We start from the raw sequence: 13,894 nt of genomic DNA on the forward strand, positions 1-13,894 counted from the left end.
TTGCCGTCTATAATATGAACAAAAGTGAAAACATAGAATTAAAAGCACTTTTTGAAGTTAGCAGGGTTTTGACCTCATCTTTTGACCTTGAAAGAAATCTTTACTCTGTTCTTGAGATTTTATCAAAAGAACTTGACATGCGGAGAGGAAGCATCTTTGTTCTTGACAAAAAGACAGAAGAAATCAGTATTGTTGCTGCCTATGGAATGACTCAGGAAGAAATTAGCAGAGGTATATACAGAATTGGTGAGGGTATTGTGGGTAAAGTTATAGAAATTGGATTACCGATGTTTATTCCAGATATAGAGAAAGAACCTCAATTTCTCAATAAAACAGGTAGCAGACCAAATAAAAAAGGGATATCTTTCCTATGTGTTCCAATAAAAATAGAGGAGGAAATTCTTGGCGTTTTATCTGCTGACAGGATTTATGCTGATGAAAAGGGAGATGTTGATGATGATCTTCGAGTACTCTCAATAGTTGCTTCATTAATAGGTCAATTCCTTAAGTTATGGGAAACTTATAAAAGTATGGAAGATGAAAATCTTATTTTAAGAACTCAGCTTAAAGACAGATACAACTTCCCCAATCTTATAGGTCAGTCACCTTCATTTCAGGCAGTGCTTAAAACAGTTATGAAAGTGGCAGGCACAGATGCCACAGTCCTTCTTTTTGGCGAGTCTGGAACAGGTAAAGAACTTATAGCGAAGACAATACATTTTCAGAGCAAGAGAGCAAAGGAACCTTTTGTTGCCATAAACTGTGCTGCAATACCTGAGGCTCTTCTTGAAGCAGAGCTTTTTGGCTCTGAAAAAGGAGCTTTCACGGGTGCTGTAAAAAGGGTTGGAAAGTTTGAACAGGCAAATGGAGGCACCATTTTTCTTGATGAAGTAGGTGAATTGCCTCTTTCACTTCAGCCAAAATTGTTGAGAGTTCTTCAGGAAAAAACAGTTGAGCCTCTTGGTTCATCAAAAACAGTAAAAGTTGATGTAAGGATTATCTCAGCTACAAACAAGGACCTTTCAGATGAAATAAGAAAAGGAGCATTCAGAGAAGACCTTTTCTGGAGGCTTAATGTGATACCTATATATATCCCACCTTTGAGAGAAAGAAAAGAAGACATACCTTTGCTCGTTGAGTACTATCTTAAAAGGTATTGCAGTATTTATAAAAAATCTGTCACCATTGATAACGAAGCTCTGAACGTGCTTGTATCCTATGATTGGCCTGGAAATGTGAGGGAGCTTGCAAATACAATTGAAAGACTTGTTGTAATGACAGAAAGCAACAAAATAAAACTTTATGATCTTCCTGATACTGTAAGAGGAAATTTAAAAATTAAATCAACATTTTCTGGAGAAAGCAAGCTTCCTGCAGAGATTGAAGAACTTGAAAGAATACGCATAATGGATACACTTCCAAAGTTCAACTTCAATATAAGAAGGACTGCGCAGGCTTTAGGTTTAACAGAAAGACAGCTTAACTACAGAATAAAAAAATACGGGATAAAAATAAAAAAGGGAGTGAATCTCAATGATAGCAATAATTAAAAATATTAAATCAGAAGGACCGGGAAGCATAGAGAACTATTTTATTGAAAACTCAATTCCCTACAAAATCTTTGAAGCAGAAGAAGGAGACCTTCCATCAACTCTTGAAGACTTTAAGGGATTAATAGTTATGGGTGGACCAATGGGTGTTTATGAGATGGATATTTATCCCCATCTAAAAGTAGTCTCAAGGCTTATAAGAGAGGCAATAAACAGAAACCTTAAAGTTTTAGGGATATGCCTTGGGGCTCAATTAATTGCTCATACACTCGGTGCAAGAGTTTATAAGGGACATGGTGAAGAAATAGGCTGGCTTGACATAGAATTAACAGGAGATGGATTAAGAGACCCTTTAATGATTGCTCTTGCAAGGCATCCTTCTGTTGGTGATGTATGGAGAAAATTCAAAGTCTTTCACTGGCATGGAGACACCTTTGAACTTCCATTTGGTGCCATACATCTTGCAAGATCATCTCTTTATGAAAATCAGGCATTCAGATACAGAGAAAATGTTTATGCTTTACAGTTTCATATTGAGGTAACAAAAGAACTTCTTGAAGAGTGGTTTGAAGAACATACTCTCAAAGAACAAATACTCAGTGAAGCAGAAAAAATTATCTCAGAATACTCTCAAAGGGCAAGAAATTTTTATCAGGCTTTTTTCAAAATAAAACCTTTTTGATTATCCCTCTCGGCAAATTCGTAGAAAGAATATTATAATTAATTTTTGAGCTCATTTATGAAATCATTTATGAAACATACTATCTTCAAATACGGGCTTAAGCTATTTTTCTGGTTAGGAAAAATATTAAAAAGGCATCACCTTCAGAATTTTTCAAAACTATTAGGAAGTTTTCTTTACTTTATTCCCTGGTCAAGAAAAAAAATTGCCTTTGAAAACTTAAAAATTGCCTTTCAAGTACAATACAACAAAAAAGAACTTAAGAAAATTCTAAAAAATTTTATTCAGGAAGTTATATTAACCGCACTTGAAATTGCCTTTATCGTCAAAAAAAAAGAAAAACTTGCTTCATGGGCAAAGGCAGATGGTCTTGAAATCCTTGATGAAGCACTAAAACAAAAAAAAGGAGTTATTGCACTAAGCGGACACATTGGCAATATTCCTGTTATGCTTGCATGGCTTGCTGAAAAAGGTTATCCTGTTGCTGTTCTTTTTAAAGAAGGAAAGTATCTACCGAGGGGATTTCTTTACAACTTGATAAATTCATATAAAATCTTTCCAATTCCTTTCCGCTCTGACAGAGAAGTTCCAAAAGAGATTATTAAAGCATTAAACAAAAACATGATAGTTTTTATTTTAGCTGATCAGGCAAGACCAGGAGTTTATGCTAAATTTTTTGGTAAGAAAGTTCAGTGCCAGAAAGGTGCGTTTGTTATTGCCTTAAGAAAGGGCTGTCCCATAGTTCCTGTTTTTATAGTAAGAGAAAATGAAGGACACAGAATAAAAATTTATAAAAAGGAAAAATTTTTGCAGTTGCCAGCTCTGTCTCGAAATGACAGCTTTTCACTTTCTGATAAATCTATTGTGGATATGATTGAAGAATATAACTCACTTCTTGAAAAATTAATTAGTCAGCATCCTGAGCAGTATTACTGGTTTCATAGAAGATTTAAGAAGAGCTTGCCGTAAACTGAAGATGCCATAGTTCACTGTAAAGTCCTCCAAGAGAAAGCAACTCTTCATGAGTTCCCTGTTCAATAATCTGTCCTTTATCCATAACAATAATTTTATCTGCTCTTTTTATTGTTGAAAGCCTGTGTGCAATTACTACAGTTGTTCTTCCCTTTCTCATTTGTTCAAGAGCTCTTTGAATTTTCTCTTCTGATTCTGTGTCAAGAGAGGCAGTTGCCTCATCAAATATTAAAATCTTCGGTTCTCTTAAAATCGCCCTTGCTATAGTTATTCTCTGTTTTTGCCCACCTGAAAGCAAAACTCCCTTTTCACCTACCAAAGAATCATAACCCTGAGGCAGTTTCACAATAAAATCATGAGCATCTGCCATCTTTGCCGCAGAAAGAACTTCTTCAAAAGTAGATGATATATTGCCAAATCTGATATTGTTGATCACAGAATCATTAAATAAAATAACATCCTGAGTTACAACAGCAATCTGCGAACGCAAACTACGAAGAGAAAGCTCTTTAATGCTTATTCCATCAATTAATATGTCTCCTTCTGTTGGATACCAGAATCCTGCAATCAGGTCAGCTATTGTACTTTTTCCTGCACCCGATGGTCCAACAATTGCCACAGTCTCACCAGGCTTTATCTCAAAGGAAACATTCCGTAAAGCATAATCTTTTGCTAAAGGATATTTAAAAGAAACATTTTTAAATACAATATGACCTTTTATCTCTTTTTCAATACCTTTTTCAGGCTCATGTTCAACAAATATTATTTCTCTCAATCTCTCAACAACATTTCTTCCTCTCTGAAATGAAGCATTCACTCTACTTAATCTTTTAAGGGGAGTATACATTAGAATAACGGCTGTGGCAAAGGAAAAAAAGTCTCCCGAAGAAATTTTGTCATTAACTACTAGCCATCCACCATAAAAAAGTATCATTGCAACACCAAATCCAGCAATCACTTCTGTCAAAAGATTGGTAAATTCTTCTATTCTCACCTCACGCATTATGTTACGATAATGTTCTGTAAGAGCCTTTTTATATCGTTCTTTCATGTCTTTCTCCATTGTAAAAGCCTTAATAATCTTTATTCCATGTAGTGTTTCATGAAGAAGACTGGTCACTTTAGCAATTCTCAACCTTGTTTTCATTCCTACCTGTTTCATCTTTTTCCCCAGTTCTGTCATAGCATAAATCATAAAAGGTATAACCACAAAAGAAAGAATGGCAAGGTCCCACCTGCGATAAAAGGCAACAGCAGCTAAAACAACTACTGTCAATCCTTCTACAATGAAGTCTTTAATTGTATTAGACACTGTACTTTTAAGTAAATCAACATCATTTAAAATTTTTGAGATAAGATTACCTGAAGAATCTTTGCAAAAAAATGAAAAAGGAAGTTTCAGAAGTTTTTCATAAACCATATCTCTTACACTTTTCACTATCTTTGCACCGATTGAATTCATAAGATAGTTATTTAAAAATGTAAAAATACCTCTCAAGGTAAATAGAATAATTACTCCAGCAGTAATAAAATAAAGATACTCCGATGATTTTTTAATAAAAATCTGATCCATGGCAGGTTTAACACTCCATGCAATAGCTCCATTTATTCCTGAGATAGCAAATCCGCAAAGAAGTGCCAGGAAAAGTCTTAAGCGATGCTCCTTTATGAGTCTCCAGAAAACTGCAAGATCATCAATCCATTGTTTTTTAAACTTAATTTTAAACTGTTTCTCTATTTCCATAGTTTTTCCCATGCTCTGGCATATTTTAAAAATGAATAAAAACTATACAGCACTGCAAGAATAAAACCTCTCAGTCCATCAAGGAATCCTGATCGTAAAATGTACATTTTAAAAAATGTAAACAAAGGAGAAAAAAGCATCTTGAAAACTACTCTGAACTTTGAAGGATGACACTTCACAATTAACTCTGCAGACAAAGAAGCATATTTATTCATTTTTCTGATAAAATCCTCAATACTATGATAACTATAATGAAGCATTGGTTCTTTTAGATATCCCACTTTACCTTCAACTAAAATTTTTTCATGAACCTCTCTCTGCTGCATTTTTCCCTTACTTTTTTTAAAAAGCCTAAGTGTATAATCGGGCCACCATCCACTGTGTTTTATCCATTTACCAAGAAAAAAGTTCTTTCTTGGAATAAAATATCCATCTTTGTCTTCTTTTATCTTATCCATTATCTCTGTTTTCAAAGACTCTGTTATTCTCTCATCTGCATCTAAAACCAGAACCCATTCAAGTGTTGTCTTATCTATGGCAAGCTGTTTTTGTCGGGCAAAACCCTGCCATTCAAACTGAAAAATCTTATCTGTATATTCTCTACATATCTGGACTGTTTTGTCATTGCTAAAAGAGTCAACTACCACTATCTCTTCAAAATCTTTAACAGACTCCAATGCATCTCTTATGTTACTTTCTTCGTTTTTCGTTATTAATGCAACTGATACAGGAATTTTCAAAAAGACTCAGCCTCCTATTGCTGACATAGGTCTTAAAGGCTTTGGTTGAGATGCTCTCTGAGGTTTAAGCTGAACTGCTTTTATTAAAATCTGTCTTATTTCATCTTCTGATGCTCCACCTCTTAGAGCTCCTTTTAAATCTATTTCTTTGTCTGAAAAAAGACAAAGCCTTAATTTTCCTTCAGGAGTCAGTCTCAATCTGTTGCATCTTACACATATATGCGTTGAAAGAGGACTTATAAATCCAATTAATCCTTTTGCACCTTCAAGCATAAAATATTCTGCCGGTCCTGACTTTTTTATTTGTACAGGCATGAGACTTCCTACCGTACTTTCTATTTTATTTTTTATTTCTTCCGTAGAGATAAAAAGTTCCTTTTTCCAGTTGTTATGTCCTATTGGCATAAACTCTATAAACCTTATCTGGTATGGTACCTCCATACTCCACATGGCAAATTTCTCTATTTCATCATCATTTATCCCTCTCATTACGACAACATTTATCTTTACAGGATTTAGCCCGACCCTTTGAGCTTCCTCAATTCCTTCAAGAACTTCCTTCAATGAGCCCAATCTTGTTATATTTCTGAATTTATTTTGATCCAGTGAATCAAGGCTAACATTCACTCTTTTCAGTCCTGCTTCATGTAAAACTTTTGCATACTTTTTCAAAAGCACGCCATTTGTTGTTATTCCTATGTCTTTTATGCCATCAACTCTTGAGACTCTCTCAATAAAACTTTCTATATTTTTTCTTAGAAGTGGTTCTCCTCCTGTTATTCTTATTTTAGATATTCCAATTGTTGTGGCAACTTTAATTATCTGAAGTATTTCCTCATAACTCAAAATTTCATCATGGGGAAGCAGGTTTTTAATTCCCTCTTCAGGCATACAGTAAATGCACCTTAGATTACATCTATCAGTAACTGAAATTCTTAAATAATCAATTTTTCTGTTAAAACTATCCTTCATCTATTTGTTTTAGTTTTTGTTTTTTTAGTCGTAGTCTTTTTACCAGAATTTTGACTTTTTAGTATTTCTGCTACTTTCTGCTGAGCAATTTCAGCTTCCTTAGACTGAGGATATCTTTCAATAACTCTCTCAAAAACCACTTTTGCTGTTTTTTTATCTTTCAATTCAAGGAATGCCATTCCTTCTTTAAGAAGTGCACCTGGTGCTTTATCATGTTTTGGATACTTTTTTAAGAATTCTTCATAGGCAAGAATAGCATCCTCATATTTTTTTTCATTGTAATAAGTCTCACCTATCCAGAAGTAAGAGTTAGGGAGAAGCTCAAAATCTGGATAGTTTTTTATAATTTCCTGAAACTTTTGTCTTGCAGAGGCAAAATTTTTATTTTTCATATCAATATGGGCTGAATCATAAATTGACTTTGGATTTTTTAATGTTTCCTGAGTAGATTTTGTAACTTGTTGTTCTTCTTTTGTTGTTGATGTAGTTGGTTGAGTAAGTTTTGCCTGTAATTCTGATATTCTATCGCTTAATTCTTTAAATTTTCTTTCATTCTGAAAAGAGTTTTCTTCAAATCTTCCCTTAAGAAGTTGAAGTTCCTTTACATAATCCTGAGTTTGAGCAAGAAGTGTAAGTTGTCCCTCCTTTAATGCCACTGCTGTGTTTAGGTCTGATGACATTTTGTCAACCCTTGTTTTAAGGTCTGAAATTTCATTTTTAAGTTGATTGTTTTCCACATAAAGCCTTGCAATATCAGCTTTCATCTGTTGAAACTCATCTGTTGTAACACATCCTGATAAAAATACTGAGGCTATGATACCTGTAAGTGCTATTTTAATCTTTTTCATTTGCCCTCCTCGATAAATACAAAGTGTGCTCTTCTGTTTTTCTGCCAGCAAGATTCATTGTGCTCAGTGCACAAAGGTTTTTCTTCACCATAGCTTATTATCTCAATTTTTGATGGTAAAACGCCAAGAGTAATCAAATACTGTTTTGCCGAATTTGCTCTTTTTTGCCCAAGAGCAAAGTTATATTCATTTGTACCTCTCTCATCACAGTGACCTTCAATTATAACTTTCAAATTTTTATATTTCTGCAGTAATGATGCAACTTTTTTCAATGTAGGAATATCTTCCTGTCTTATTTCATATTTATCAAAATCAAAATGTATGTCTTTTATCTCATCCTGAATTTTTCTTATAAGTTCTGACATCTGAGTAGCTGAAAATTCCTCTTTTTGTGAGTATTTCTCATCCTCTACTTTTTCTTCTTTCTTTGGAATTTGTCCTTCTTTTTCTGGTTGTGCTTCTGGTAAATAAATTTTTCTTTCAGTACAGGCAAAGATAAATAACAGGCAGAAAAAAATCATAATGAAATATTTTATTTTCATTTTTGCCTCCAGGAGAGAGTTTTTATGGCAGTCTCGCCATATTTTTTCATACTTATATAATACAACAATTAATAAAGCTTTGAAAGGTCAGCAACGGACTTCAACATTTGAGCCAATTGTTGTAGAAGGGCTATTCTATTTTTTCTTATGTTTTCATCCTTATCCATAACTAGCACTCTGTCAAAAAAGATATTTATGATTGGTGTGAGAGTTTCAAGATAAACTAAAGCATCAAGAAATTGAGCTTTTATGAGATATTCATCAAGCTTTTGTTTTTTTTCTATCATTGCATTGTATAGATTCTTCTCTTCATCGGTAATTAAAAAAACTGGATTAAGCTCAAATCTCTCATGGTTTTTAATTATGTTTGAAACTCTTTTTAAAGCAAGGAAAAAGGAATCAAAGTTTTCTCTTTTACAAAATAGTTTTACTGCCTCAAGTCTCTCCAAAATTTCGTGTACAGGGTGATCAAGAATTAAATCGCTGACAGTTTTTATTAAATTTACCTCATAACCAGAACTCTCTAAGTAACTTTCTAATCTCTGGGCTATAAAGTTTGAGATCTGTTGTTTTATTTTGTCATCAGCGAAATCTTCTAAGGTATCGACACACTCCTTTATGGTTAAAGAGTATCTTTTTCTTAAAAGTATTGCTAAAATTCCATTGGCGGATCTTCTCAAACCAAAGGGATCTTCTGTTCCTGATGGAATCTCACCAAGATAAAAGAAAGATGCAATATGGTCAAGTTTATCAGCTATGCTTAGAATACAACCCTCTTCTAAAGAGGGCAAAACATCTGTAAACCCTTTTGGAAGATAATGTTCTTTAATTGCCAGTGCCACTTCCTCAGGTAAGCCTGCCTTCTTAGTGTAATAGCCAGCCATTATTCCCTGAAGTTCTGGAAACTCTCCAACAACACCGCTTGCCAGATCAGCCTTACAGTATTTAGCAGCAATTCTTATTAATTCAATTTTCTCAGGGAAAAGTCTATTGACAAGCTTTTCTGCTATCTTTAAGATTCTTAAGCTTTTATCATAAAGACTTCCAAGTTTTTCATGATAAATTATTCCCTTTGTTGCATTAAGAAGACTGTCTAATCCCCTTTTTAGGTCTTCCTCATAGTAAAACTTTGCATCTTCAAATCTTGCTTTTATAACTTTTTGAGCACCTTTTCGCACATTTTCTTCATTTTCTGCTATTGTATTACTTACTACTACAAAGTAGTTTTTCAATTTCCCATCCCAATCAGTAACTGCAAAATATCTTTGGTGATCTTTCATAACTGTGATTAGTAACTCTTCTGGAAGACTGAGATACTCTTCGGAGAAACTGCATAAAACAGAATTTGGAAACTCAACGAGATAATTTACCTCTGTAAGAAGTTCATCATCCCATAAAACCTTTCCATTTACTTTATTAGCAAGTTCTGTAGCCTGAGTAACTATTATCTGTTTTCTTTTTTCCTGATCAATAATTACAAAAGCATCATTAAGTGCCTCATCATATTCTTTTATTTTTGAGAGAAATAAAGGATTTCCTGCAAGGAATCTATGACCATAGGTTTTTCCCTCTGATCTTAAACCGTCTATCTCAAATGAAATTGGTCTATCATTATATAAACACATAAGCCATCTTACAGGTCTAACAAACTTTATACTTCCACTTCCCCATCTCATCATCTTTGGAAAACTGAGAGAAAAGAAAACTTCCTTTAAAACATCCGGTAAAATCTCCTCTGTTTTCTTACCTTTTTCCTTGATAACAGCACAGACATAATTTCCCTTTCCCTTTTGTTTAACTTCTAAATGAGAAACTTCTAATCCATGAGCTTTTGCAAAAGCATAGGCAGGCTCTTTTGGTTTCCCTTCATTATCAAAGGCAACATGGGCAGGTGGTCCCCAGATTATTTTTTCTTCACTAGATTGCTCTTCTGAAACTTCTGCCATAAGTGCAATTCTTCGTGGTGTGGCAAAAGCTTTTAATTTTTCAACTTCTACTCTAAATTGAGAAAAAATTTTCTTAGAGTTTTCTTCTATTTGATTAAGTGCCATTGGAATAAATCTTGCTGGAATCTCTTCAACGCCTATTTCAAATAGTAGATTCATTACCATACCTCTTCTTTAAATAAGACTCAGCACAGGCTTTTGCAAGAGCTCTTACCCTTGCTATATAATTTGTTCTCTCTGCCACTGAGAGCACTCCTCTTGCATCAAGCAGGTTAAACATGTGTGAACACTTAAGACAAAATTCATAGGCAGGCAAAATAAGCCCCCCATCAATCATTCTTTTTGATTCCCTCTCAAAATCATCAAAGTGCTTTTTTATTAGTGCTGGATCAGAGTAATCAAAATTAAAATATGAAAACTCTATCTCACCTTCACGATGAATCTGAGCATAGGTAAAATGTTTATTCCACTTTATATCAAAAACATTATCCACCTCTTGCAAATACATGGCAATTCTCTCAAGCCCATAGGTTATCTCAACAGAGACTGGATTTAGATCAATTCCTCCTACCTGTTGGAAGTAGGTAAACTGTGTTATTTCCATTCCATCAAGCCATACTTCCCAGCCAAGTCCCCAGGCACCAAGTGTTGGACTTTCCCAGTCATCTTCTACAAATCTTATGTCATGCCTGTTAAGCTGAACTCCTAAAGCTTTAAGGCTTTCAAGATAAAGTTCTTGTGAGTTTTCTGGTGATGGCTTCAGAATAACCTGATACTGATAATACTGTCCAAGCCTGTTTGGATTCTCTCCATATCTTCCATCAGTTGGTCTCCGACAGGGTTGAACATATCCTGTATTCCATGGCTCTGGTCCTAATACTTTGAAAAAAGTAGCAGTATGAAAAGTTCCTGCTCCAACCTCCATGTCATAAGGTTGAAGTATAACACATCCTTTCTCAGCCCAGTATTTATTGAGTGTAAAAATTATATCTTGAAAATACATAGATTTTCATGATACTTTACAGCATAAACTATTGTCAAATGTATCCAAGAGTTTTCATAGCAGGTGTTCGTGGAGGAGCAGGAAAAACAACAGTAGCCCTTTCAGTAATTGACCTTCTTACAAAAAAGGGACTAAATGTAGTTGCCTTTAAAAAAGGGCCTGATTACATAGACAGTGGCTGGTTAAGTCTTTTTTCAAAAAATCCCTGTTACAACCTTGATACATTCATGATTCCTCGACAAAAAGTCATTCAATCCTTTTTAGAGAGAGCAAGAGGAGATATTGCTGTTATAGAGGGAAACAGGGGACTTTATGATGGATTAGATGCAGAAGGCTCAGTATCATCAGCAGAACTTGCAAAACTCTTAGGTTGTCCGGTAATTCTTGTAGTAGACTGCACAAAGATGACCCGTTCAGTAGCAGCTCTTATTAATGGATTTACTGATTTTGACAGAGAAGTAAATATTAAAGCAGTTGTGTTAAATCAGATTGCTAATTCAAGACATGAAAAAATAATAACTGAATCAATAAAAAGATACTGCAAGGTAGAAATCGTTGGCTCAATCCCAAGATTCAAAGATATAAAGATGCCTGAAAGACATATGGGACTCTTACCATACCAGGAACATGAAGAAACCGAACAGGCAAGACATTTTATAGAGAAAGCATCTAAATACATTGATGGAGAAAAAATAATTAAAATTGCCAAGGAGGCAAACTCATTATATGCAAGCAATATAGAAAGCTCGTCCTGTCTAGATGGAAAAGGGTTAAAGATAGGTGTTATAAGAGATAGAGTTTTTCAATTTTACTACGAAGAAAATCTCGAAGAAATAAAAAAAACAGGTGCTTCAGTTGTTTTTATTGACTCATTACAAGATAAAACCCTACCTGATATTGATGCTCTCTATATTGGAGGAGGTTTTCCAGAAACCAATGTGAAATATCTCATTAAAAACTCTTCTCTGATGAATCAGATAAAGCAAAAGGCAGAAGAGGGACTTCCCATTTATGCTGAATGTGGTGGCTTAATGTATCTATGTAAAACTCTGATCACTCAGGAAGGAAGTTTTCCAATGATTGGCATTTTTCCTTTAACTCTATGTATGTATAAAAAACCTCAGGCACATGGATATGTTGTTGCCAGAGTTGATGAATCAAATCCATTTTATGAAAAGGGATTAGAAATAAGAGGACACGAATTTCATTACTCAAAAGTTATTGAGTATGACAAACTACCATGTTTTTGCTTTAAGATGGATAGAGGTGAAGGAATTATTGATAGCAGAGATGGAGCTCTCTATAAAAATACACTGGGTACATATGTTCATGTTCATGCTCTTGGATGTATGGAATGGTTAAAAGGTATTTTAAGGGTAGCAAAAATCTATAAGGAGAACAAAAATGCCTAAGAGAGAATTACCAACATGCCTTTTCTGTGGAAGAATAATAGAGCCTCCACAGGAGACATTTACAGAATTTGGAGAGATAATTTATGGAAAATGTGAGTGTGGTGCAGTTTATGTATGTGAACCTACAGGCCATAATCAGGGCGATGCTCTTGTTGATGCCATGCTAATTGCTTCACCTCAGGGAATTGACAATATTGATATTGGTGTAAACTTTGAATTAAGAGAAAGAGATTATGACTACAGGACTCACCAGTATATCTATATTAAAACCTCCCCATTTGTGGGAAGACTCTTCTTTATCAGACCATTAACTGCTGGAGCAAAACAAAGAAGTTATGAAAAGATTGATATTAACAAAAAAGATTTCGTTAATCTTGTTGAAAATTTAGAGTTTGAAACAATTGAAAAAGCTTCTTTGCATAATAAAAATATATTTGGATGGCTTATTTCCCTTTCCTATGACAAAGAAAATCCTATTTCATGGAAAGCAATAGAAGCAATGGGACATGTTGCAAAGGCTTATGTAGATGCAGAACAGATTGAACCCCTTAGAAATACAATAAGAAAGCTTTTATGGTCAATGACCGATGAATCGGGTGGAATTGGTTGGCGAGCAGCTGAATTAATTGGAGAAATAATTTATGCAGAGCCTTCACTTTTTGAAGATATAATTCCAATACTTTGGTCTCAAAGAGAAGAAGAGAGTTTTCTTGAGAGTGTTTTAAGAAGCATGATTAAGCTCTCAAAAAAGGTAGATTTAAAAAAATACATCTCAATAGAAGACAAAGAACTGGAAAATCTTTTAAATCATGAAAAAGATGAGATAAAAGCACTTACATCGATCCTAATAAAAAAGATTAAAAGCCCATTACACATACCTAAAAATATTGAAGAACTATTGCTTCCAGTATATACTAACAGGGGCAAGATAATTAAAGTTAAAGCTGCAAAAGCTGAAAAATTTTTATAAATTTATAAACTAAATTTATTTGACTTTAAAACTCATTATACTTTAAAGTTGATTTACCTTTAATTAACACAAATTTAGCTTGAAATTGTGTTTTTAAAGAAGTTAAAATATTTGCAAAAAACTAAAAAGGAGGTTAGAAATGCCTTACATTGAATTCAAAGGGAAGCAAATTGAGCTTGATGAGGATGGTTACATCCAGAAGCTTGATGATTGGTCACCAGAGCTTGCAGAGTATATGGCTCAGCAGGATGGAATTACCCTTACTGAGCAACATTGGGAAGTAATTAACTTTTTAAGAGATTACTATCAGAAATACCAGATTGCTCCTATGATTAAAATTCTTGTTAAAGAAATGGCTAAGATGTTTGGACCTGAAAAAGGAAATACAAAATATCTTTACAGTCTCTTCCCAGATGGACCGGCAAAACAAGCCTGTAGATATGCAGGACTTCCAAAGCCAACAGGATGCGTGTAATTCATATTATAAAGGGGCAGGCAACTGCCCCTTTTTTT

General features: G+C 34.2%; 13 protein-coding genes. 6 read left to right on the forward strand and 7 right to left on the reverse strand.

Features of this window, described 5'->3' with window-relative positions; all coding sequences use genetic code 11:
• Positions 1 to 14 precede the first annotated feature (14 nt).
• From TAGGR_RS11060 to TAGGR_RS02315, 3 genes are read left to right on the forward strand one after another with little or no spacing between them, the layout of a single operon-like run.
• Positions 15 to 1,550 (forward strand): sigma-54 interaction domain-containing protein, encoded by a 1,536-nt coding sequence (locus TAGGR_RS11060; RefSeq protein ID WP_059175747.1) that lies wholly within the window; start codon positions 15 to 17, stop codon positions 1,548 to 1,550.
• Entirely contained in the window at positions 1,534 to 2,232 is a 699-nt protein-coding gene (locus tag TAGGR_RS02310) for a type 1 glutamine amidotransferase (protein ID WP_059175748.1), read from the forward strand. The genes TAGGR_RS11060 and TAGGR_RS02310 overlap by 17 nt, the downstream gene beginning before the upstream one ends.
• Positions 2,233 to 2,289: 57 nt before the next feature.
• Positions 2,290 to 3,201, forward strand: a complete 912-nt coding sequence (locus TAGGR_RS02315) for a lysophospholipid acyltransferase family protein (RefSeq protein WP_059175749.1) — start codon at positions 2,290 to 2,292, stop codon at positions 3,199 to 3,201.
• Here the strand turns inward: TAGGR_RS02315 and TAGGR_RS02320 are convergent.
• From TAGGR_RS02320 to TAGGR_RS02350, 7 genes are all read right to left on the reverse strand, one after another.
• Positions 3,182 to 4,948, reverse strand: a complete 1,767-nt coding sequence (locus tag TAGGR_RS02320) for an ABC transporter ATP-binding protein (RefSeq protein WP_059175750.1) — start codon at positions 4,946 to 4,948, stop codon at positions 3,182 to 3,184. The two genes, TAGGR_RS02315 and TAGGR_RS02320, sit on opposite strands and share 20 nt — an antisense overlap.
• The gene (locus TAGGR_RS02325) at positions 4,939 to 5,688 is read right to left on the reverse strand and encodes a glycosyltransferase family 2 protein (RefSeq protein ID WP_059175751.1); all 750 of its coding nucleotides are present in this window, start codon (positions 5,686 to 5,688) and stop codon (positions 4,939 to 4,941) included. Before TAGGR_RS02325 ends, TAGGR_RS02320 begins: the two co-directional genes overlap by 10 nt.
• 6 nt (positions 5,689 to 5,694) lie before the next feature.
• Entirely contained in the window at positions 5,695 to 6,660 is a 966-nt protein-coding gene (gene moaA / locus TAGGR_RS02330; RefSeq protein ID WP_059175752.1) for a GTP 3',8-cyclase MoaA, read from the reverse strand.
• The gene (ybgF, locus tag TAGGR_RS02335; protein ID WP_059175753.1) at positions 6,657 to 7,508 is read right to left on the reverse strand and encodes a tol-pal system protein YbgF; all 852 of its coding nucleotides are present in this window, start codon (positions 7,506 to 7,508) and stop codon (positions 6,657 to 6,659) included. The genes moaA and ybgF overlap by 4 nt, the downstream gene beginning before the upstream one ends.
• Positions 7,505 to 8,050 carry a peptidoglycan-associated lipoprotein Pal gene (gene pal / locus TAGGR_RS02340; protein WP_059175754.1) on the reverse strand — a complete coding sequence of 182 codons (546 nt, stop codon included), beginning with the start codon at positions 8,048 to 8,050 and terminating at the stop codon, positions 7,505 to 7,507. Before pal ends, ybgF begins: the two co-directional genes overlap by 4 nt.
• A gap of 68 nt (positions 8,051 to 8,118) precedes the next feature.
• The gene (gene glyS, locus TAGGR_RS02345) at positions 8,119 to 10,155 is read right to left on the reverse strand and encodes a glycine--tRNA ligase subunit beta (RefSeq protein ID WP_059175755.1); all 2,037 of its coding nucleotides are present in this window, start codon (positions 10,153 to 10,155) and stop codon (positions 8,119 to 8,121) included.
• Positions 10,139 to 10,999, reverse strand: coding sequence for a glycine--tRNA ligase subunit alpha (locus TAGGR_RS02350; protein WP_059175756.1), 861 nt, complete (start codon positions 10,997 to 10,999; stop codon positions 10,139 to 10,141). Before TAGGR_RS02350 ends, glyS begins: the two co-directional genes overlap by 17 nt.
• Before the next feature lie 38 nt (positions 11,000 to 11,037).
• Between TAGGR_RS02350 and TAGGR_RS02355 the strand changes: the two genes are divergently transcribed.
• From TAGGR_RS02355 to TAGGR_RS02365, 3 genes are all read left to right on the forward strand, one after another.
• Positions 11,038 to 12,411, forward strand: a complete 1,374-nt coding sequence (locus tag TAGGR_RS02355; protein WP_153000418.1) for a cobyrinic acid a,c-diamide synthase CobB — start codon at positions 11,038 to 11,040, stop codon at positions 12,409 to 12,411.
• Positions 12,404 to 13,381 (forward strand): DVU0298 family protein, encoded by a 978-nt coding sequence (locus tag TAGGR_RS02360; protein WP_059175758.1) that lies wholly within the window; start codon positions 12,404 to 12,406, stop codon positions 13,379 to 13,381. Before TAGGR_RS02355 ends, TAGGR_RS02360 begins: the two co-directional genes overlap by 8 nt.
• Before the next feature lie 139 nt (positions 13,382 to 13,520).
• Positions 13,521 to 13,856: a TusE/DsrC/DsvC family sulfur relay protein gene (locus tag TAGGR_RS02365; protein ID WP_059175759.1), complete on the forward strand. Its 336-nt coding sequence runs from the start codon at positions 13,521 to 13,523 to the stop codon at positions 13,854 to 13,856.
• Positions 13,857 to 13,894: the final 38 nt, after the last annotated feature.

This window comes from Thermodesulfovibrio aggregans (genome assembly GCF_001514535.1).
Classification (GTDB): domain Bacteria; phylum Nitrospirota; class Thermodesulfovibrionia; order Thermodesulfovibrionales; family Thermodesulfovibrionaceae; genus Thermodesulfovibrio; species Thermodesulfovibrio aggregans.